The 19,506-nt window shown below is 58.0% G+C and carries 18 protein-coding genes; 12 read left to right on the top strand and 6 right to left on the bottom strand.

Annotated elements, in window-relative coordinates:
• Positions 1-118 precede the first annotated feature (118 nt).
• Complete coding sequence (gene pyrH, locus ACR0C6_RS05890) at positions 119-871, bottom strand: UMP kinase (RefSeq protein WP_152457773.1); 753 nt, start codon at positions 869-871, stop codon at positions 119-121.
• A gap of 97 nt (positions 872-968) precedes the next feature.
• Between pyrH and miaA the strand changes: the two genes are divergently transcribed.
• The 5 genes from miaA (at position 969) to ACR0C6_RS05915 (ending at position 8,731) form a co-directional block, all read left to right on the top strand.
• A complete protein-coding gene (gene miaA, locus ACR0C6_RS05895) occupies positions 969-1,862 on the top strand; it encodes a tRNA (adenosine(37)-N6)-dimethylallyltransferase MiaA (protein WP_480444920.1) in 894 nt (297 codons plus the stop codon).
• Positions 1,863-2,225: 363 nt separating this feature from the next.
• On the top strand, positions 2,226-3,890 hold the full coding sequence (locus ACR0C6_RS05900; protein ID WP_171639628.1) for an ABC transporter substrate-binding protein: 1,665 nt from the start codon (positions 2,226-2,228) through the stop codon (positions 3,888-3,890).
• Positions 3,891-4,026: 136 nt separating this feature from the next.
• A complete protein-coding gene (locus ACR0C6_RS05905) occupies positions 4,027-5,073 on the top strand; it encodes an ABC transporter permease (protein WP_152457770.1) in 1,047 nt (348 codons plus the stop codon).
• A gap of 13 nt (positions 5,074-5,086) precedes the next feature.
• A complete protein-coding gene (locus ACR0C6_RS05910) occupies positions 5,087-6,550 on the top strand; it encodes an ABC transporter permease (protein WP_480618650.1) in 1,464 nt (487 codons plus the stop codon).
• A gap of 93 nt (positions 6,551-6,643) precedes the next feature.
• Positions 6,644-8,731 (top strand): dipeptide ABC transporter ATP-binding protein, encoded by a 2,088-nt coding sequence (locus ACR0C6_RS05915; protein ID WP_480618651.1) that lies wholly within the window; start codon positions 6,644-6,646, stop codon positions 8,729-8,731.
• 120 nt (positions 8,732-8,851) lie between these two features.
• Here the strand turns inward: ACR0C6_RS05915 and ACR0C6_RS05920 are convergent, their stop codons facing one another.
• The 3 genes from ACR0C6_RS05920 to ACR0C6_RS05930 all read right to left on the bottom strand — a co-directional run bounded on the left by ACR0C6_RS05920 (position 8,852) and on the right by ACR0C6_RS05930 (position 11,607).
• Complete coding sequence (locus ACR0C6_RS05920) at positions 8,852-9,910, bottom strand: MBL fold metallo-hydrolase (protein ID WP_480618652.1); 1,059 nt, start codon at positions 9,908-9,910, stop codon at positions 8,852-8,854.
• 58 nt (positions 9,911-9,968) lie between these two features.
• Positions 9,969-10,931 carry a LuxR C-terminal-related transcriptional regulator gene (locus tag ACR0C6_RS05925; RefSeq protein ID WP_480618653.1) on the bottom strand — a complete coding sequence of 321 codons (963 nt, stop codon included), beginning with the start codon at positions 10,929-10,931 and terminating at the stop codon, positions 9,969-9,971.
• Positions 10,932-11,028: 97 nt separating this feature from the next.
• On the bottom strand, positions 11,029-11,607 hold the full coding sequence (locus tag ACR0C6_RS05930) for a lytic transglycosylase domain-containing protein (RefSeq protein ID WP_152457765.1): 579 nt from the start codon (positions 11,605-11,607) through the stop codon (positions 11,029-11,031).
• Between the two features lie 203 nt (positions 11,608-11,810).
• Here ACR0C6_RS05930 and ssb point away from each other — a divergent pair, with 203 nt between their 5' ends.
• Both ssb and ACR0C6_RS05940 read left to right on the top strand, forming a co-directional pair.
• On the top strand, positions 11,811-12,299 hold the full coding sequence (gene ssb, locus ACR0C6_RS05935; RefSeq protein WP_152457764.1) for a single-stranded DNA-binding protein: 489 nt from the start codon (positions 11,811-11,813) through the stop codon (positions 12,297-12,299).
• A gap of 18 nt (positions 12,300-12,317) precedes the next feature.
• Positions 12,318-13,388, top strand: coding sequence for a site-2 protease family protein (locus ACR0C6_RS05940; protein WP_480444916.1), 1,071 nt, complete (start codon positions 12,318-12,320; stop codon positions 13,386-13,388).
• A 9-nt stretch (positions 13,389-13,397) separates the two neighbouring features.
• Here ACR0C6_RS05940 and aroB read toward each other — a convergent pair whose 3' ends face one another.
• Entirely contained in the window at positions 13,398-14,510 is a 1,113-nt protein-coding gene (aroB, locus tag ACR0C6_RS05945) for a 3-dehydroquinate synthase (protein ID WP_480618654.1), read from the bottom strand.
• Positions 14,511-15,098: a shikimate kinase gene (locus tag ACR0C6_RS05950; RefSeq protein WP_480618655.1), complete on the bottom strand. Its 588-nt coding sequence runs from the start codon at positions 15,096-15,098 to the stop codon at positions 14,511-14,513. It abuts the gene before it with no gap.
• A 79-nt stretch (positions 15,099-15,177) separates the two neighbouring features.
• On the opposite strand from ACR0C6_RS05950, the gene ACR0C6_RS05955 reads away from it, so the two are divergent.
• The 5 genes from ACR0C6_RS05955 (at position 15,178) to ACR0C6_RS05975 (ending at position 19,345) form a co-directional block, all read left to right on the top strand.
• Positions 15,178-15,327 (top strand): hypothetical protein, encoded by a 150-nt coding sequence (locus ACR0C6_RS05955; RefSeq protein WP_171168466.1) that lies wholly within the window; start codon positions 15,178-15,180, stop codon positions 15,325-15,327.
• On the top strand, positions 15,317-16,837 hold the full coding sequence (locus tag ACR0C6_RS05960) for a hypothetical protein (RefSeq protein ID WP_224855463.1): 1,521 nt from the start codon (positions 15,317-15,319) through the stop codon (positions 16,835-16,837). The genes ACR0C6_RS05955 and ACR0C6_RS05960 overlap by 11 nt, the downstream gene beginning before the upstream one ends.
• Before the next feature lie 2 nt (positions 16,838-16,839).
• Complete coding sequence (locus tag ACR0C6_RS05965) at positions 16,840-17,796, top strand: site-specific tyrosine recombinase XerD (protein ID WP_480444912.1); 957 nt, start codon at positions 16,840-16,842, stop codon at positions 17,794-17,796.
• A gap of 63 nt (positions 17,797-17,859) precedes the next feature.
• Complete coding sequence (locus tag ACR0C6_RS05970; RefSeq protein ID WP_171168472.1) at positions 17,860-19,167, top strand: HlyC/CorC family transporter; 1,308 nt, start codon at positions 17,860-17,862, stop codon at positions 19,165-19,167.
• A gap of 19 nt (positions 19,168-19,186) precedes the next feature.
• On the top strand, positions 19,187-19,345 hold the full coding sequence (locus ACR0C6_RS05975) for a hypothetical protein (protein WP_480618656.1): 159 nt from the start codon (positions 19,187-19,189) through the stop codon (positions 19,343-19,345).
• The last annotated feature ends 161 nt before the right edge of the window (positions 19,346-19,506 follow it).

A 19,506-nucleotide genomic window follows, 5' to 3' on the forward strand; every position in this document is an offset into this window, starting at 1 on the left:
GGACAACGATACTTAGACAGGGCCGCCCACAACCGTCAAGCGAAAGCAAAACGCAAAAGCCCCGGCTCAACGCTGGGGCTTTGAGAGCTTGCGGAATCGTCGGGCGCCTCCTCTGGCTTCAACCCTGAACCTTGGTATAGGTCCCCTCGCCCGCGAGAATTCCTCGGAAGCCGCCGGGCTCATCAAGCCCGAAGACGATCAGGGGCAGATTGTTGTCGCGTGCCAAGGCAATGGCCGAAGCATCCATGACCCGCAACCGTTTGGCCAGCACGTCATCATAGGTCACGGTATCATAGCGTACGGCGTCAGCATGTTCCGCAGGGTCTTTGTCATACACGCCATCCACTCCGTTTTTGCCCATGAAGATCGCCTCGCACGCCATTTCGTTCGCGCGCAGGGTGGCTGCGGTGTCTGTCGTGAAATACGGGTTGCCAGTACCGGCGGCGAAAATACAGACCCTCTTCTTCTCGAGGTGCCGAACAGCCCGGCGGCGGATATAGGGTTCGCACACCTCGTCCATGCGAATGGCCGAGATCACGCGGGTGAACACTCCGATCTCTTCCAGTGCGGATTGCATCCCCAGCGCGTTCATCACCGTGGCCAACATACCCATATAATCCGCCGTTGTCCGCTCCATGCCTTGGGCTGAACCGCTCAGGCCGCGAAAAATGTTTCCGCCACCGATGACCATGCAAATCTCAACGCCCAGATCGTGAACCGATTTCACTTCTTGCGCGATGCGTTGAACGGTTGGCGGGTGCAAGCCGAATCCCTGATCCCCCATCAATGCTTCGCCTGAGATTTTCAACATGACCCGATTGTACTTTGTTTTCGGGGTCTCGGCTGTTTCAGAAGAAGGGGAAAGGCTCATGTTGCGCTCCGGGCTGGCACGGGGTTAATTTCCGGCGCAAAATGAAGCAAAAGCTCCGCAGGTTCAATGCGGTTGGTGAGGATAGAGGCAACCGCGCATGACCCGGCGATCAACAGACCTGCTTTTTCGGCAACTGCCGCCTGTTCCGGACGACAAGCCGGTTCTGATCGCGGGGCCTACGGCATCCGGGAAATCAGCGCTGGCGCTGGAGATCGCCGAACGGCATGGCGGGGTTATCGTCAATGCGGATGCAAGCCAGGTTTATGACTGCTGGCGCGTCATCTCGGCCCGGCCATCCGCCCAGGAAGAAGCCCGCGCGCCGCATCTGTTGTACGGGCACGTCGCCTATGATCAGGATTATTCCACCGGCCATTGGCTGCGCGAGGTCCTGCCCCTGCTAACGGGGCACCAGCGCCCGATCATCGTCGGTGGGACGGGATTGTATTTCTCGGCCCTGACCGAAGGCATGGCCCAAATTCCTGCGACGCCACCCGAAGTTCGGGCCGAGGCCGATCAGATGCCCATGGCAGACCTTTTGGAGGGGGTCGATGCAGACACGCTTGCAAAGCTGGACATACACAACCGCGCCCGCGTGCAACGCGCATGGGAGGTGCAGCGCGCCACAGGTCGCAGCCTGTTGTCCTGGCAAGCCGAAACGCCCCCACCGGCACTTCGGTTGAACGAGACCCTACCAATCGTTTTTGACGTTGATAAAGCATGGCTGCTGAACAGGATAGAACGCCGCTTTGACCAGATGCTGGAACAGGGCGCGATCGAAGAAGTGCGCGCCATGCAGGACCGGTTCGATCCCACCCTTCCGGCCTGCAAGGCCATAGGCGTGCCGGAACTCAGGGCATATCTGGACGGCACGATGACTTTGGATCAGGCGCGAGAGCGCGCAACCATTGCGACGCGGCAATTCGCCAAGCGTCAGCGTACCTGGTTTCGCGCCCGAATGAAGGCCTGGAATCACGTCGATCCCTCTTGTTAGTACCCGTTAGTACCCGGCTCTTTTGACTTAGCAAAAGCAAGGCGCCGCCAAGTCTCAAAGCTTAAGAGAACTTAATGATTTGCTGCGATTTCCCTTAACAAACTAAGAAAACAATGGGGAAACCGGCATCGCTTTGGGCTGCCAGAAGAAATGCTTCTCCACGACTTCAACTGATCGCGAATGTCGTTTTTGTACTACTTATGACGATTTCGAACATTGACCTTATCTGAAATCTGGTGCCGAATAACGACATGGGGATGAACAGAGTCCAAAAAACAAAATCCTTCACTCTGGCGACCGAAAGAAACCGGGTCGCGTAGAGCCATAATCAATCAACAAAATCAGTGTCACAGGGAGACATCCATGACGAATACCGTATCCACCGAAGACAAGGTGCACTGGGCGGCAGCGATGCACGCTCAGGAATACCGCGACGGCAAGCTAAGCCGAAGGGAATTCATGACACGCGCAACCAGTCTTGGGGTTACTGCCGCAGCGGCCTATGGCATGATCGGATTGCCGACACCTGCTTTGGCCGAAACAGCAAAGCAGGAAGGCGGCACGCTGCGTGTGCAGCAAGAAGTCCGCGCCCTCAAAGATCCCAGAACCTATGACTGGTCGCAGATCGCAAACGTGACGCGCGGCACGCTGGAATATCTGGTCGAGTACAACTCGGACGGATCGTTCCGTGGCATGCTGCTGGAAAGCTGGGAAGTCAACGACGACGCGACCGTTTACACTCTGAATGTCCGTCCGGGCGTCAAGTGGAACAATGGCGACGATTTCACGGCTGACGACGTTGCCCGCAACATCGCGCGCTGGTGTGACAAGAGCTCGGAAACCAACTCGATGGCGGGCCGCTTTGCAACCTTGATCGACGCGGATACCGGTCAGGCCGGTGAGGGTGTCATCGAAGTCGTCGACGCAACCACGGTCAAACTGAACCTGCCAAAGCCGGATATCACTCTTATTCCGGGCATGGCCGACTATCCCGGCGCGATTGTTCACAGCTCGTTCAGCGAGACTGACCTGCTGAACAATGTTGGAACCGGCCCCTATCTGATGGACGAACTTGAGGTTGGCGTTAAAGCCGTTCTGGTTCGCAACCCGGATCACAACTGGTGGGGTGAAGAAGTGTATGGCCGCCCTGCCCTGGATCGTATCGAGTACATCGACTACGGAACCGACCCTTCTGCCTGGTTGGCGGCGCTGGAATCCGACGAAGTCGACATGCTGTATGAATCGGTGGGTGAATTCATCGACGTGATGGACGGGCTTGGCTATGTGAAGTCAGAAGTGGTGACCGCCGCGACCATCGTTATTCGTCCCAACCAACTGGCCGAGATCGACGGGCAAAAGCCTTATGCGGACAAACGTGTCCGGCAGGCCCTTCAGATGGCCGTAGACAATTCAGTTTGTCTGGAACTGGGCTATGGCGGTCGCGGAGCGCCGGCGGAAAACCATCACGTGGCGCCGCTGCATCCGGAATATGCCGAGCTTCCGCCGCAAAAGGTTGATCCCGCAGCGGCCAAGGCGTTGATGGACGAAGCCGGTTTCGGTGATTTCGAGCACGAGATCATCTCGATCGACGATGACTGGCGTCGCAACACCACAGATGCCGTTGCCGCGCAACTGCGCGATGCCGGGATCAAGGTCAAGCGGACCGTTCTGCCGGGCAATACCTTCTGGAACGACTGGGCCAAGTACCCGTTCAGCTCGACCAACTGGAACCCGCGTCCGTTGGGTGTTCAGATTTGGGCGCTTGCTTATCGTACGGGCGAAGCCTGGAACGAGTTCGGCTATGCGAGCCCAGAGTTTGACGCCATTCTGGAAGAGGCGCTGGCCATTGCCGACGCGGACAAGCGTCGCGAAGTCATGGCGCGTGGCGAAGCACTGCTTCAGGAAGATGGGGTTACTATTCAGCCCTATTGGCGCTCGCTCTATCGCCACATGAAAGAGGGTCTTGTTGGAACCGACATGCATGTGACCTTCGAACACCATCACTACAAGTGGGGCTGGGCTGCCTAGTCGCTGCTATCCACACCCGAGGGGCGCCTGACACGGGCGCCCCTTTCCAGCCGCAGACTTGCCGACGCGGGGTCGGACGTCCGAGGCCAGAAAATGGTCCAATGATCTGCGGAATACCTGAACAACAGGGGCCAACATGGGACTATTCATCCTACGACGGTTCGGGGTGATGCTGCTTACGGCATTATGTCTGACATTCGTCGTCTTTTTCCTGACCAACCTATACCCAAACCTTGAAAAGCTGGCGAAAACGCAGGGCAACCAGCGTATGTCGGATGAGCAGGTCGAAGCCTGGTTGGAAAACCGCGGCTACTTGCAGCCGACACTCGTGAAATACGGCCAATGGCTGGGCGTGATGCCCGGGTTCCAGAATACACTGGAAGATGGCCAGTTCGTGGGAACCTGCACAAGACCCGGTTCGACGGCAGAGGACACGGCAAGGTATTGTGGTGTTCTTCAGGGCGATTGGGGATACTCAACCGTTTTCAAGGAAGAAGTCGGAACCATCGTTGGCAAGCGCTTGGGCAACACAGGTTACCTGATGTTTTGGGTTTTGGTCCTGATGGTGCCTTCCGCCCTGATCGTTGGTGTACTGGCCGGGATGCGAGAGGGGTCGGCCCTGGATCGATCATTGTCGACCTTCTCAATCATCACGACAGCGACACCGGAATACGTATCGGGCGTTATCTTCATCGCGATCTTCACCTCGTCCACCGTGGGGCTGAAATGGTTCAAGGGAACCGCGACGCAAGCGATGGAGAACCCGACATTCGAGAACTTCTTCCTGCCGGTTCTCACCATTGCGCTGTACGGTATGGGCTATATCGCCCGGATGACCCGCGCTTCGATGACCGAAGTGATGACGGCGCAATACATCCGGACCGCACGGCTGAAGGGTGTCTCGTTCCCGAACATCGTCATGAAACACGCCTTGCGCAACGCGTTGATCGCGCCGTTCACGGTTATCATGCTGCAGTTCCCATGGCTGCTGAACGGCGTGGTGATTGTTGAAACCCTGTTCAACTACAAGGGTTTCGGCTGGGCGCTGGTTCAGGCCGCTGGCAACAACGACATTCAGCTTCTGCTGGCGATCTCGGTCGTGTCGGTCTTCGTGGTTCTGATAACGCAGCTGATCTCGGATATCGGCTACGTTTACCTCAACCCGCGCATTCGCATTTCATAAGGAGGGTGAGATTATGGAACCACTAACCTGGACCGGCTCTATCGCCTTCCTGAACCCGCTTCTGATGATCGCACTGGCTGCACTTTTCCTGTCTATCCTGGTCTGGATCATCGCCAGTATCTTTTTGCCTGAACAGCAGATTGTCGTGAATCCGGATGGATCCGTCAGTTCTGGCGGCGGTGTCCGTGGATTGACCCAGCTTGTGCTGCATTACAGTTTCCTTGCCAGCGTGGGATTGGCCGTGGCTTATCTGGCGCTGGGCATCCTGATGGGCACTGGCGCAGGGATCATCGGCGCCATTTCCCAGCAATTCCTGCCTGTATGGGTCGCGCTGATCATCATGTTCGCCATGTCCATCGCCTTCAAACGACGGTTGGGGTTGTACGGCAAACTGTATGACAGTCCCATCGGAATGATCGGCTTTGGCCTTGTGATGTTCTGGGTCTTTACCGGCATCTTCGGCGCGCTTGATCTGATCGTGACCCATGACCCGCTGACACAGATCTCTGGCATGAAGAACAAAGTGCCGGGAACGCCTCTGCCAAATCTGGAGGACGGCGAGTATGCTTGGTATCTTCTGGGCGGTGACAATCTGGCGCGCGACGTATTCAGCCGGATGGTCAAGGGGGCCTGGGTTGTGGTGCAAATTGCACCGCTGGCAACAATGTTCGCCTTCATGGTCGGCATTACGCTGGGGCTTCCCGCCGGTTACTATGGGGGCCGTTTTGATACGTTCCTGTCCTTCCTCGCCAACCTGATCCTCGCCTTCCCGGTGATCCTGCTGTTCTACCTGCTGGTGACACCGGAGATCGTGGCGACCGGGGTACCGAACTACATGGCGGCCGTGCTGTTCGTGTTCCCGATCCTGTTCATCGGCGTATTGCTGAATTCGCGCTATTACACGCGCCCGAATTTCCGTACACCGTTGCTGATCGGTGTTCTGGGTGTTGCGATCTGGCTATATCTGTCGCTGATTTCGACCGGTGGCTACATCATCAATACCGAGGCCTACCGGATCTGGGGTCTGCCGACCTATCTGGACCTGTTCGATATCCCCGGCGGTATTCTGGTGGTGTTCGTCTCGGTGGTCTTCGTCAACTCGCCCACGGTCTTCCGTATCGTGCGCGGCCTGGCGCTGGACATCAAAACCCGCGATTACGTGGCTGCGGCCCAGACACGCGGCGAAGGGCCGTGGTACATCATGCTTTGGGAAATCCTGCCCAACGCCCGTGGCCCCCTGATCGTCGATTTCTGTCTGCGCATCGGGTACACCACCATTCTTCTGGGGACTTTGGGCTTCTTCGGACTGGGCCTTCCGCCGGAAAGCCCGGACTGGGGATCCACGATCAACGAGGGGCGCAAGCTGCTGTCGATCTACCTGCACCCTGCCCTTCCTCCTGCCTTTGCCCTGCTGTCGCTGGTTCTTGGTCTGAACCTGCTGGCTGACGGTCTTCGTGAGGAAAGCCTGAAGGACTGATGTGATCGAGGCCGGGGGGCCAGCCCCCCGGACCCCCCGGGATATTTTTGGCCAGATGAAGGGGAACCCCGCATTTGGTGAGGAGTAAGCAAAATGAGCAAAATGGCGGATTATGACGGCCCGATCCTGGAGATCGACAAGCTGTCCATCTCATTCTTTACCCGCCTGCGGGAAATCCCCGCCGTGATGGATTTCTCGGTCAGCGTAGAGCCCGGCGAAGCCGTGGGGCTGGTTGGTGAATCCGGTTGTGGCAAATCGACCGTGGCACTGGGCGTGATGCAGGATCTTGGCAAGAACGGTCGCATCGTCGGAGGCACGATAAAGTTCAAGGGCCGCGATCTGGCAGAGATGTCGGCCGAAGAGTTGCGCGACATTCGCGGCAATGAAATCGCGATGATCTATCAGGAACCGATGGCATCGCTGAATCCGGCGATGAAGATCGGCAAACAATTGATGGAAGTGCCGATGATCCACGAGGGGGTAAGTCAGGAAGAGGCTTATTCCCGCGCGCTGGAAGTGGTGACGGACGTTCGCCTGCCAGACCCCGAGCGGATGTTGAATTCATTTCCGCACCAACTGTCGGGTGGTCAGCAGCAGCGGATCGTGATTGCGATGGCGCTGATGTCGAAACCGGCGCTGTTGATCCTGGACGAGCCGACAACAGCTTTGGACGTGACCGTCGAGGCCGCTGTGGTCGAACTGGTCAAGGATCTGGGCAAGAAATACGGCACCTCGATGTTGTTCATCTCGCACAATCTCGGGCTGGTTCTAGAAACCTGCGACCGTCTGTGCGTGATGTATTCGGGTGAAGCGGTCGAGCGTGGCTCGATCAAGGATGTGTTCGACGAGATGCAGCACCCTTATACACAGGCGCTGTTCCGTTCGATCCCGCTGCCGGGGGCTGACAAGAACACGCGTCCGCTGGTGGCTATTCCGGGGAACTTCCCATTGCCCCACGAGCGGCCTCCGGGTTGCAACTTTGGACCGCGGTGCGACTATTTCGAAGAGGGGCGCTGTGACGCGAAAGAAATCCTGATGGAAGCCGTTCCGGGGAATGACCGGCACCACACCCGCTGCCTTAAATTCCAGGAAATCGACTGGAACGCCCCACTTGCGCTGGCCGATCAGAAAGAAAAGGGTGAGATTGGCCGAACGGTTCTGAAAATGGACAACCTCAAGAAGTATTACGAGGTTGCGGCAAATGCCTTGTTTGGCAGCGGTGAGAAGAAGGTGGTGAAGGCCAACGAAACGCTCAGCTTCGAGGCGCACGAATCCGAGACACTGGCCATCGTGGGGGAATCCGGCTGCGGCAAGTCCACCTTCGCCAAGGTCCTTATGGGATTGGAGACGGCCACAGACGGGCAGATCCTGCTGGACAACCGCAACATCGAACAGGTGCCCATCGAAGAACGCGATGCCAAGACGATCGGCGAAGTTCAGATGGTTTTCCAGAACCCGTTCGACACGCTGAATCCGTCGATGACCGTCGGCCGTCAGATCATCCGGGCGCTTGAAATCTTTGGTGTCGGAAACTCTGAAGCCGAGCGAAAGAAGCGGATGCTGGAACTGCTTGATCTGGTGAAGCTGCCGCGCGCCTTTGCGGACAGGATGCCGCGACAGCTGTCCGGTGGGCAGAAACAGCGCGTGGGTATCGCGCGCGCCTTTGCCGGCGATGCGCGTATCGTTGTGGCGGACGAACCCGTCTCGGCGCTGGATGTGTCGGTTCAGGCTGCCGTGACGGATCTGTTGATGGAGATACAGCGACAGCACAAGACCACGCTGCTTTTCATCAGCCACGATCTGTCCATCGTGCGTTACCTCAGCGACCGGGTCATGGTGATGTATCTGGGCCATGTTGTGGAGTTGGGCACCACGGATCAGGTCTTTGCCCCGCCCTATCACCCCTATACCGAGGCGCTGCTGAGCGCGGTTCCGATTGCCGATACCTCGATCGAAAAGCAGCATATCGTTCTGGAAGGCGATATTCCATCGGCCATGAACCCGCCACCAGGCTGTCCGTTCCAGACGCGTTGCCGATGGAAATCCGAGGTGCCTGACGGTCGGTGCGAATCCCACGTGCCGCCGGTGCAGACGCTGGCGGATGGGCACCAGATCAAATGCCACCTGGCCGAAGATATACTGGCCCGGATGGAGCCGGTGATCAAAGTCGCGGCGGAGTAAACCCGTTTCTGAACCTTGAAAAAGGGCCGGTCAGGGACCGGCCCTTTCTTTTGGCGCCGTGGTTTCTTGGGGAGACAGGCGGCGCTTGGGAGTGGCGTGAGTGGCGACCCCGGTAATTCGTCAGCCGGTCATGACAATGTTGCCGAAATGTATGAATTCCTGGTTCATTCCCGCAATGTCACCGGCTTCAAGCTGAAGGCTGGCACTGTCGAGCATCTTGTAACTCTGCTGCCCCTTCACCCAGTCGTCGGCAGATTGCAGAGTGGTCAGCGTGTAGGATGTGACCTCGTTAAGGTAATGTGTGGGGATGATCACCTTGGGCTTGAGCTTAGATACGATGTCGTTGCCCTGATCGAAGCTGAGGATATGTTCCGAGCCATCAACCGGCAGCGTCAGAACGTCCACCCGTCCGATCGCGTCCCAGAACTCCTGTGGCGGGTTGTGGCGGTTGTCGCCCCAGATCAGCGTTCGTATGCCGCCGGTCTCGACCAGATAGACGACCATATCCATGTGGCCCACGTTGTTCGGCGGGCAGGCTTCCACACCGAACTCGGCCAGCGCATTGGTCCAGTCATACCATCCCGGCGCGACGCAGGCGTGTTTGTCGGCAAAACCGGTGATCTTGATGTCTGCAAACTCGAAATTGCCTACCATGCGATCCAGCACCATGGTCGAACTTGGGCGCTCAATCGCATCTTGATCAAAATGGGCATGGGTCGACAGGGTGATATCCACCGGGATTTGCGGGAATTCGTTGCGGAACCAAAGCCCCCATGCGCCCGACGGATCGTCGCGCCAGGGATCAAACAGCACTGTTGCGCCATTGGGCGAGGTGATCTTGATCGCACAATGACCATAATAGTCGATGCCAACTGGCCCGGTGCTGGCCTGACCCGTTGCGCCTTGCAGATCGATCACGTGGTTGTTGTTGCCCGGCTGTAGCCACGCCTGAGACTGCGCCTGAACCGGTCCTGCGCCCAGTACGGAAGCAGTCGCGCCGACACCGGCAGCCCCCGCCGCCATAAAGAACGACCGGCGAGACAGCCCCGGCGCCAGATGATCCTTGTCGCCGTTCAGGATGGTTGGTTCCAGATCTTTGCGATCGATTTTTGTGTACCTCTCTGTTGGACATGTGCAGGTTTTCCGCACGTCCCAACCAAAGGTAACAAGCCAGGGCATATTGGCTCAGACCGAAAAAATGGGGGCGGAATATGGGGGAAAACCCCATATTCCATGTTCACGAAATCGAGAGCAAATGACTGCGCAAGTTCTGGCTGCGCCCTTCAAGTCCCAGCTTGCGGCGAATGTTGTTGCGGTGAAAATCGATTGTCGATGTTTCTCGGGACAGGGCCTTGGCGATGTCCTTGGTCGTTTTTCCAAACATGACCATCTGCGCAATCTCGATCTCGGTCGGAGTCATTGCTGCAAACGCATCCGTCAGTTTGTCCGACAATGAAGACGTGATCTCGTTCAGGTTCTTCTCGGCCAACTCAAGATAGACATACTGCGCTTCGTCCCCGGAAAGCTGCGTTCGAGCCTTTTCCAGATAGGGCAGAACTCGGCCGCGCACCTGTTCGACAATTTCGTGATCGCGGTTTTTGCGTTCGTCATCCAGACTGGACAGCAGGACGCGCAGCGCCGTGTTGGTTTCCTGCAACTCACGGGTACGATCCGCGACACGGGTTTCAAGCTGCGCCAGTGTTTCGTTGAGCTTCTCTTCCAGCGCGCGGCGCAGGTAAACCTCTTGCAACAAAGCCAAATCCGACTCGACCATGCGTGCGAACTGCGCCAACCCTTCGCGGAACAACAAGGCACGCCGGTTCTGCTTTCGATCCAGAACACAAATCGTTCCGAACACCGATCCATCGGGCCATTTAAGCGGCAGGCCGATGTAAAATGTCATCCCATGTTCCAGATCGTCATTGTCCGCCCAATCCGGATCGCAAGCTGCATCCTCAACCACCAGCTCTCCGTCCCGTTGCAGGACGCCCTGACAATAAAGTTTGGGATTCAACTGGAAACTCAAACCAACCGGATACGGGTTTTCGGGATGATCCGAGGTGATCAGCACCGCGTGATCCGGTGCGTCGGTTTTCATGATCAGGCTTGCGGGCACATCCGCCAATTCCGCGACCAGATCGACCAGTTGCTGCCAATTGGCCAGCGTTTCTTGCGGAATCTCAGGGTGGTCAACAGGCATGAGGAGACCTCACCAGTTACTGGACGATACCCTTTCAGATTAGTTGGACTGGTTGAGCCTGATCAAGAACCGGACGTTCTGCGCCGCGGCATCGGGTTTAACCGCCCCAGATTACCTTCACGTAGTTCTGGGTTTCTTTGTATGGCGGTATGCCGCCATGCTTTTCCACCGCTTTTGGGCCGGCATTGTAGGCGGCCAAAGCCAGTGGCCAGGATTTGAACTTGCGATACTGCCAGGACAGGTATCTGGCCCCACCTTCGAGATTCTGCTTGGGGTCATGCGGGTTGACCCCCAGAAGCTCGGCGGTCTGAGGCATCAATTGCGCCAATCCCAGAGCACCCTTGTGAGACTTCGCGTGAGGGTTCCATCCGCTTTCCTGCTGAACAAGGCGAAGGAACAAGTCTTCGGGAATGTTGTGAAGGCGGGCAGCCTGTTTCGCCAGATCCAGATACTGGCCGCGATACTTGCCAGTATATCGCTTGCCGGTATGCGCACGGGATGTCTTGGGTTTCAACCTCGCGGAGTCGCGATACTGCGTCGCCGCACGGGAATCCAGAATCTTGGACTGCTTGAGGAAGATATCCTTGCGGCTTTTGGTAGATAGAGTTTGCGCCTGCACAGGCAAAACGGCCAGCACAAGGCAGACAACAGAAAACCCAGCAACCCAAGAACGCATCAATGCCTATCCTGCTCGATAAGAAACCAGTCGGATTATAGGTATTCCCACAAAAAATGAAAGCTTGGTAAAGGCCAAAGTAAGACTCTTGCCCAACACTGTTGTATCTACTGTTTTCATCCATGATGCAGGCCGTATAGGGTCTCACGAAACAAGTCGCGCCAGATTCGGCGCGCATACGCGAAAACAGAACGAGGAATTACATGGCGGGTTCAGTCAACAAGGTCATTCTGGTAGGTAATCTTGGCCGCGACCCCGAGGTCCGGTCGTTCCAGAACGGCGGAAAGGTTTGCAATCTGCGCATTGCCACGTCAGAGAACTGGAAAGACCGCAACACGGGCGAACGCCGCGAACGCACGGAATGGCACTCGGTCGCAATCTTCTCGGAACCGCTGGCCCGTATTGCAGAGCAATACCTGCGCAAAGGCAGCAAGGTTTATATCGAAGGCCAGCTGGAAACCCGAAAATGGCAGGATCAGTCCGGGCAAGACCGTTATACAACCGAGGTTGTTCTGCGCCCCTACCGCGGTGAATTGACCTTGCTCGACAGCCGCGGCGAAGGCGGCGGCAGCGGCGGTGGTTACGGCGGCGGCCAAGCCGGTGGCAGCGGGTACGGAGATCCTTACGGCGGTCCGTCCAGTTCCCCGGCACCGGCATCGGGTGGAATCGACGACGACGAGATTCCGTTCTAGAAAATTCGGAGACACGACATGACATGGTCCTTTTCTCTCGGCCGGTTGCTCGGGTCCGAACTGAGGGTCCATGTCACGTTTTTCCTGCTTCTGGCCTGGGTAGGCTTTGCCGCCTATTCCGCCGGTGGCCTGCCGGCCGCCATAGACAACCTGTTGTTTGTTCTGGCCTTGTTTGCCTGTGTGGTCGCGCATGAATTCGGTCATGCCCTCATGGCGCGGCGCTTTGGAATCAAGACCCCAGACATAACACTGTTGCCGATCGGCGGGTTGGCCCGACTTGAAAGGATGCCGGAAAAACCGATGCAAGAAGTGCTTGTGGCACTTGCAGGTCCGGCGGTGAACATCGTGATCTGGGTCATACTGGTCGCCTTCGGAGCGGGAGTGCCGATCGAGACGCTTTCCCAGATCGATTCACCGGGTATCGAGTTTCTGAACAGGCTGGCCTACATCAACCTGCTGCTGGCCGTATTCAACATGATCCCGGCCTTCCCCATGGACGGAGGGCGCGTATTCCGCGCCCTTCTGTGCCTGCGCATGGACCGCGTCAAAGCAACACGCGTGGCTGCGGTCGGAGGTCAGATCGTTGCGGTGGGTCTGGGTTTTTTGGGGCTGAGTTCAGGCAACCCGTTTCTCGTGCTCATCGCCGTGTTCGTGTTCATCGCCGCCAACGCCGAAAGCCAGGACGTCGCCCTGCGCTCCGCAGCGCGCCGGGTACTGGCCCGGGACGCGATGATCACCGAGTTTCACGCGCTTTCCCCCGACGATACGCTGAGCACGGCGGCGCAAGCCGTGATCCACACCACGCAACACGAATTCCCTGTATTGGACTCAAGCCAGGCCCTGCTGGGATTCGTCACGCGTGAACGGCTGTTTGCTGCGCTGGCAAGTGACCAACCCAGATCAGCACCCGCCACGTCGATCATGGACGCGGCGGTCCCCTCGGTTTCGCTCACCACCGGGCTCGAAACCGTTCTGGAGCACTTGCACAACGGCGCTCCGGCCATCGCTGTGGTCACTCGGGGTGGTCGCATGATGGGTTACATCACGCGCGAGAACATCGGTGAACTGATGGTCATTCAGGGGCGCTAGGCATTCAGGTCAAGCCGTGGCAAGCGCATCAGACAGGACCGAAAGAACCGCATCTTTCGGTACATCTGAGGTCACGAACGCTTCTCCGATCCCACGCGCCAGAATAAACCGAAGCTGGCCGTCCACGACTTTCTTGTCCTGTCCCATAAGATCCACCAGCGCCTCGGCGCTTGGCAATTCGCCCGGAATATCGGCCAGATCCGTCTTCATCCCCATCGCGCGCAAATGCGCGCGCACCCGGCTTGGGTCCTCTTGCGAACACAAACCCAGGCGCGATGACAACTCAAACGCCAGCGCGCAGCCAATTGCCACACCTTCGCCATGCAGAAGGCGGTCGGAATAACCCGTCGCGGCCTCCAGGGCGTGGCAGAAGGTGTGCCCCAGATTGAGAAGAGCCCTGTCACCTTGTTCGGTTTCATCCCGCGCGACGATGTCAGCCTTCATTTGCACCGAGCGCGTCACCGCGTGTACCCGGGCCGCCATGTCACCCGAGGAAACGCTCGGCCCGTGCGCCTCAAGCCAATCAAAGAACTTCGCATCGCCAAGCAATCCGTATTTCACGACCTCGCCATAGCCTGACAAGAAGTCTCTTTGGGTCATGGTCCCCAGAACAGAGGTGTCCGCCAGAACCAGCGAGGGTTGATGAAACGCGCCGATCAGGTTTTTGCCCTGCGGTGCGTTGATCCCGGTCTTTCCACCGACCGAGCTGTCCACTTGTGCCAGCAAGGACGTTGGAATCTGCACAAAGCGAACACCGCGCCGCAAAACCGCCGCTGCAAAGCCTGCCAGGTCTCCGATGACGCCGCCCCCCAGGGCCACGACGACATCCCGGCGTTCGACTTTTTCCGCGAGCAGCCACTCGACGGCGCGCTCGAAATGCGGCCAGCTTTTGGTTGCCTCACCGGCGGGCAGCGCCAGCGCGGTCATCTCGATCCCCTCGGCACTCAGCCCGGCGCGCAGCGCCTCAAGATGCAGACCGGCCACGTTTTCATCCGTCAGAACCGCGACTTTTGGCCGGGCCAGAAGTGGTGATATCCAGCCCCCCGCCCGCGTCAGAAGATCCGGACCGATTTCAACATCATAGGATCGGTCACCCAGGTCCACATGTACTGTTTGGTGCATTTATTTGAGTTCCAAAACATCAGGGCGCGCCAACAGAGCGTCGACAACGCGGCCTACCATATTTTCGATCGAGGTCTCGCCATCCGAATCCACTGTCAGATCGGCCTGAGCATAAACCGGCACGCGGGCCTCGTAGAGGGATTTCAGCGTCGCATAGGGATCGTCGGTGCGCAGCAGAGGACGGGTGTCTTTGTGGCGCACACGGTTCCACAGAACATTCAGATCCGCGCGCAGCCAGACGGCAGCGCCCTTTTCAGCGATGATGCGACGGTTTTCCGGCTGGAGAAACGCCCCTCCACCCGTTGAAAGAATGCCTTTTTGTTCATCCAGCAAGCGCCCGATGACCTGGGATTCCTTGGTGCGAAAGAAAGGTTCGCCGTCACGCTCAAAGATTTCAGGAATGGTCATGTTGGCGGCTGATTCGATCTCGGCATCGCTGTCCAGAAACGGAACACCCAGACGTGCGGCCAACGCGCGGCCCACCGCAGTCTTGCCAGCTCCCATCATACCCACCAGAACCACGGTTTTGTGCAGATCAAAACCAACCTGTGTGTCTGTGGAATGTGTGTTATGCTTAATTTCGCTCATTTAAACGTGAATGACGTGATCTTGGGAAAAATGCCAGTTATAACTTGGCCAAAATCAAAAATTGAGGCAGCGTGGGGCCATGGGCCGACTGATCAAATTCCTGATATATGTTCTTTGCCTGGTATTCATTGGGCTGGTCGCTTACGCCTATGTTGGCCCATTCTTTGGCGCGGATTTTTCTGCGCCTCAAAGTGAAATCCGCGAACCGGTCGTATTGGATGTCAACTAAGCAGGCGCTGTTGGCGGTCTTTCTGGCGGGATCGGCACATGCGCAGACCCCGTTATCCGCGATCGAGTGGCTTGCGGATCCGCCGGAAAACCTGCCCGGAACCGTATTGCTGGAACCGCCGGTGGCACAGAACGGCGGATTGCCCGAAATTGAGGTCACGCCGCTTGAAGCGTTGTCGCAACCTTTGGGCCTGGTCGCATCATCCGTCACTGGGTTGCCCGTGGATTTGTGGCAAGGCAGCGATGCGAACCGGCTGGCGGAGCTGATCGCGAAGACGCCCGTGCGCGACAACCCGGCCATGCAACGCCTGTTGTTTACATTGCTTCTGTCGGAAACCCGGGCACCGGCGGGCCCTGATGCGCAAGAGATTATGCTGCTGGCGCGGCTGGACCGTCTGATGCAACTGGGCGCGGCTGATCCCGTGCAATCACTGGTTCAACTGGCCGGGCCGACCGATACACAGGATCGATTTCAGCGCTGGTTTGACGCAACACTGCTGACCGGTGATGAGGATCGCAGCTGCACCGCCCTTATCGCCGAACCGCATCTGTCAAAGGATTACGCCGCGCAAGTGTTCTGCAAAGCCCGACGCGGAGATTGGGCATCGGCAGCGTTGACGCTTGAGGCAGCGCATGCCCTGGACATCCTGCCGCCGGAAGAGCTGGCGGTTCTGGATCGTTTTCTAAGCCCTGAACTCTATGAAGGCGCGGCTTATCTGCCCCAACCTGAAAACCCGGATCCATTGAGTTTCCGACTGTTCGAAGCGATCGGAGAACGGCTTCCTTCCGCCTCGTTGCCACGCGCTTTCGCCAACGCGGATCTTCGGGATGTGGCCGGATGGAAAGCGCAGATCGAAGCCGCCGAACGGCTTACACGCATTGGCGCTTTGACGCCCAATCAATTGCTTGGACTTTATACCGAAAGGTCCCCGGCAGCGTCCGGCGCAGTTTGGGACCGGGTCGCGGCCATCCAACGATTTGAAAGCGCGTTGGATACGCGAAACGCTGAAGCCATCGGAAAAACGCTGCCACCGGTCTGGCAGCAGATGCGCAGCGTCGGGCTTGAAGTGCCCTTCGCCGAATTGTTCGCCGAGCGTCTGTCGAAGGTTTCGCTGTCGGTGCCGGCGACTGAAAACCTGCGCTGGCGCATTCTGATGCTGTCTGGCCTGTACGAACAGGCTGCGCAATCAGCACCGGACAACTCGATCGATACCCTGTTTCTTGCGGCGCTGGCGCAGGGTGATCCGGGGCGGGCGGTTTCTCCTTCTCCGTTGGCCGACGCGGTTTCTCAGGGGTTTGCATGGGCGGCACCCGTACCCAACGACATTGACGCCTTACTGGACAACGGTCAGCTTGGTGAAGCCATACTGGAAGCCATGCAGCTGTTTGCGCATGGTGCACGGGGCAATCTTGTGGATCTGACCGCAGCAATCGCAACCTTCCGACGCGTGGGCCTGGAAGACACCGCGCGGCGCGCAGCGCTGAGCCTGTTGATCCTGCAAGAGCGTTGAAGATGGCTATTCCGGCGACAAATGAGCTATGGATTTCGACCTTTCTACAGGCCCAGGCAGCGGAACTTGGCGCGGCGACAAATACCTTGCTGGCCTATGGGCGCGATCTGAAAGACTTTGCATCCTGGTTGCAGCACAGGGGATCCGGATTCGATCAGGCAGATCGTGATCAGATCGAGGCCTATCTGATCGACTGCCAGGCACAGGGCCTGTCGCGTTCCACCCGCGCGCGGCGATTGTCGGCGATAAAACAGCTGTACCGCTTTGCGTTCGAGGAAGGCTGGAGCGAGACGAACCCCGCCATCCAGATCAAAGGTCCGGGGCGGCAGAAACGACTGCCCAAAACGCTGGACGTACCCGAAGTCGACCGTCTTCTGGCAGCCGCCCGACGAACCGGGCGCAGCAAGGCTGATCGCATACGCAATACCTGTTTGATGGAAGTTCTCTACGCCACCGGGATGCGTGTGACCGAACTTGTGTCCCTGCCTGTTTCCTCGGCCCGTGGCGATCCGCGTATGCTGTTGGTGATGGGCAAAGGCGGCAAGGAACGCATGGTGCCCTTGTCCCCACCGGCGCGGGATGCTTTGGCTGCCTGGTTGACCGCGCGGGACGAAGCCGAAGACCAGACCGTCGAGAAAGGCGGTCAAAGGTCTCGTTTTCTGTTTCCGTCGCGCGGCAAGTCCGGCCACCTGACACGGCACAGGTTTTTTCTGCTGGTCAAGGAACTGGCCGTTCAGGGTGGCGTTTCGCCCGAGAAAGTCACCCCGCATACCCTGCGCCATGCCTTTGCCACGCATCTGCTGGCCAACGGCGCTGATCTGCGTTCGATCCAGACCTTGTTGGGTCATGCCGACGTTGCAACGACCGAGATTTATACTCATGTTCTGGATGAACGGCTGTCGGAACTGGTGTTGCAACACCACCCGCTGAGCAAAGACCCTGACGAAGACCGGGGCTAAGCCCTTGATCCAGCAGCGCGGCATCCCCATAACGGATACGTCACCCTAACCCACCAAGGACCAATGGAACCCTCATCTTCTCTGATCGACAGCGCATTCTGGTTTACGTCAGGCGCGATCCTCTTGTTGCTCGTTTTGTCCGGCTTTTTCTCGGGTTCGGAAACGGCGCTTACAGCCTCTTCTCGCGGAAAACTGCGGGCGCAGGCCGACAAGGGATCACGGGGCGCGAAAAAGGCGCTGGAAATCACCGATGACAATGAACGCCTGATCGGCTCGGTTCTTCTGGGTAACAACCTTGTCAACATCCTGGCGGCCTCGCTGGCGACGGCCTTGTTCACCCGTTTGTTCGGCGAAAGCGGCGTGGCGTTGGCGACCCTGGTCATGACTTTGCTGGTGCTGATCTTTGCCGAAGTGCTGCCCAAGACCTACGCCATCACCAATTCCGAAAAGGCCGCGGCGGCTGTCGCACCGATCATCAGCGTCGTCGTGACGGTATTTTCGCCCATTGTGGCCGCGGTGCGGCTGCTGGTGCGCGGTGTGTTGCGTCTGTTCGGCGTTCAGATCGATCCTGACAGCAACATTCTGGCTGTACGCGAAGAGATTGCCGGCGCCTTGCAACTTGGTCATTCCGAAGGCGTGGTCGAAAAGGAAGACCGCGACCGCATCTTGGGTGCGCTGGATTTGGGCGACCGAACGGTGGAAGAGATCATGCTGCACCGATCGAATATCGAGATGATCGACGCCAATGCCGCCCCCGAGGCGATCCTGAAACAATGTCTGCAAAGCCCCCACACCCGTCTACCTGTGTTCCGGGACGAGCCGGAAAACATCGTGGGCGTTGTCCACGCCAAGGACCTCTTTCGCGCCATGTATGCGCAGGCAGGCAGCAGCGACGGCGGGACCGACCGTTTGGCAAGCTTTGACATCGGAAAGGTGGCAAACGACCCTTACTTTGTGCCCGAAACCACGACGCTGGACGACCAGATGCGGGAATTCCTGCGGATGCACAGCCATTTTGCATTGGTTGTGGATGAATATGGGTCACTGCGAGGCCTGATCACGCTTGAAGATATTCTTGAAGAAATCGTGGGCGAGATTGCCGATGAGTTCGACATAGACGAAGAGGTGCCGGTAACACGCACCGAAGATGGCCAGTATCTGGTTGAAGGTTCCATGACGATCCGGGATGCCAACAGGGCACTGGACTGGTCTCTGCCGGATGACGAGGCGAACACGCTGGCCGGTCTTGTGATTCACGAGGCCCAGATGATCCCTGACGTCGGTCAGGTGTTTTCGTTCCACGGTTTCCGGTTCGAGGTCACGGCGCGTGAAGGCAACCGCATCACCGGACTGAAAGTGCGCCCCCTGTAGCGCCTGCGATTTTTCTGAAATGTTCCGCGCGCTGCCCAAGCGCCTGTCGTCAACTGTACGACCCAATTGCGCTGAACTGGCCGCGGATATTCCGATCATCGCAAAGTCCGGCCCAAGCACGGAGCTGGGCGAGATGGGCCAGTTTGATCACCCCGACTTTGTTTCAGCTGTGCAGTAAAGTGGAAAAGCAGCCTTCAAGGCCGAAAAACCACCGGGCGATGTCGTGCTGAACAAGGCGCAGGCCGTCTGTTTGTTTGCCCTCGGTTACAGGTTTCGACGCACTTTGGCTGCGCGAGAAGACTGTGCAAATCCAAAGCTGGTACAATAGGTGACATACGA

It is taken from the genome of Ruegeria sp. AL12 (genome assembly GCF_056540885.1).

Excerpts from the sequence above, each read along its gene's own strand:
- pyrH (WP_152457773.1), bottom strand. The coding sequence starts at position 871 with ATGAGCCTTTCCCCTTCTTCTGAAACAGCCGAGACCCCGAAAACAAAG.
- miaA (WP_480444920.1), top strand. The coding sequence starts at position 969 with ATGACCCGGCGATCAACAGACCTGCTTTTTCGGCAACTGCCGCCTGTT.
- ACR0C6_RS05900 (WP_171639628.1), top strand. The coding sequence starts at position 2,226 with ATGACGAATACCGTATCCACCGAAGACAAGGTGCACTGGGCGGCAGCG.
- ACR0C6_RS05905 (WP_152457770.1), top strand. The coding sequence starts at position 4,027 with ATGGGACTATTCATCCTACGACGGTTCGGGGTGATGCTGCTTACGGCA.
- ACR0C6_RS05910 (WP_480618650.1), top strand. The coding sequence starts at position 5,087 with ATGGAACCACTAACCTGGACCGGCTCTATCGCCTTCCTGAACCCGCTT.
- ACR0C6_RS05915 (WP_480618651.1), top strand. The coding sequence starts at position 6,644 with ATGAGCAAAATGGCGGATTATGACGGCCCGATCCTGGAGATCGACAAG.
- ACR0C6_RS05920 (WP_480618652.1), bottom strand. The coding sequence starts at position 9,910 with ATGCCCTGGCTTGTTACCTTTGGTTGGGACGTGCGGAAAACCTGCACA.
- ACR0C6_RS05925 (WP_480618653.1), bottom strand. The coding sequence starts at position 10,931 with ATGCCTGTTGACCACCCTGAGATTCCGCAAGAAACGCTGGCCAATTGG.
- ACR0C6_RS05930 (WP_152457765.1), bottom strand. The coding sequence starts at position 11,607 with ATGCGTTCTTGGGTTGCTGGGTTTTCTGTTGTCTGCCTTGTGCTGGCC.
- ssb (WP_152457764.1), top strand. The coding sequence starts at position 11,811 with ATGGCGGGTTCAGTCAACAAGGTCATTCTGGTAGGTAATCTTGGCCGC.
- ACR0C6_RS05940 (WP_480444916.1), top strand. The coding sequence starts at position 12,318 with ATGACATGGTCCTTTTCTCTCGGCCGGTTGCTCGGGTCCGAACTGAGG.
- aroB (WP_480618654.1), bottom strand. The coding sequence starts at position 14,510 with ATGCACCAAACAGTACATGTGGACCTGGGTGACCGATCCTATGATGTT.
- ACR0C6_RS05950 (WP_480618655.1), bottom strand. The coding sequence starts at position 15,098 with ATGAGCGAAATTAAGCATAACACACATTCCACAGACACACAGGTTGGT.
- ACR0C6_RS05955 (WP_171168466.1), top strand. The coding sequence starts at position 15,178 with ATGGGCCGACTGATCAAATTCCTGATATATGTTCTTTGCCTGGTATTC.
- ACR0C6_RS05960 (WP_224855463.1), top strand. The coding sequence starts at position 15,317 with ATGTCAACTAAGCAGGCGCTGTTGGCGGTCTTTCTGGCGGGATCGGCA.
- ACR0C6_RS05965 (WP_480444912.1), top strand. The coding sequence starts at position 16,840 with ATGGCTATTCCGGCGACAAATGAGCTATGGATTTCGACCTTTCTACAG.
- ACR0C6_RS05970 (WP_171168472.1), top strand. The coding sequence starts at position 17,860 with ATGGAACCCTCATCTTCTCTGATCGACAGCGCATTCTGGTTTACGTCA.
- ACR0C6_RS05975 (WP_480618656.1), top strand. The coding sequence starts at position 19,187 with ATGTTCCGCGCGCTGCCCAAGCGCCTGTCGTCAACTGTACGACCCAAT.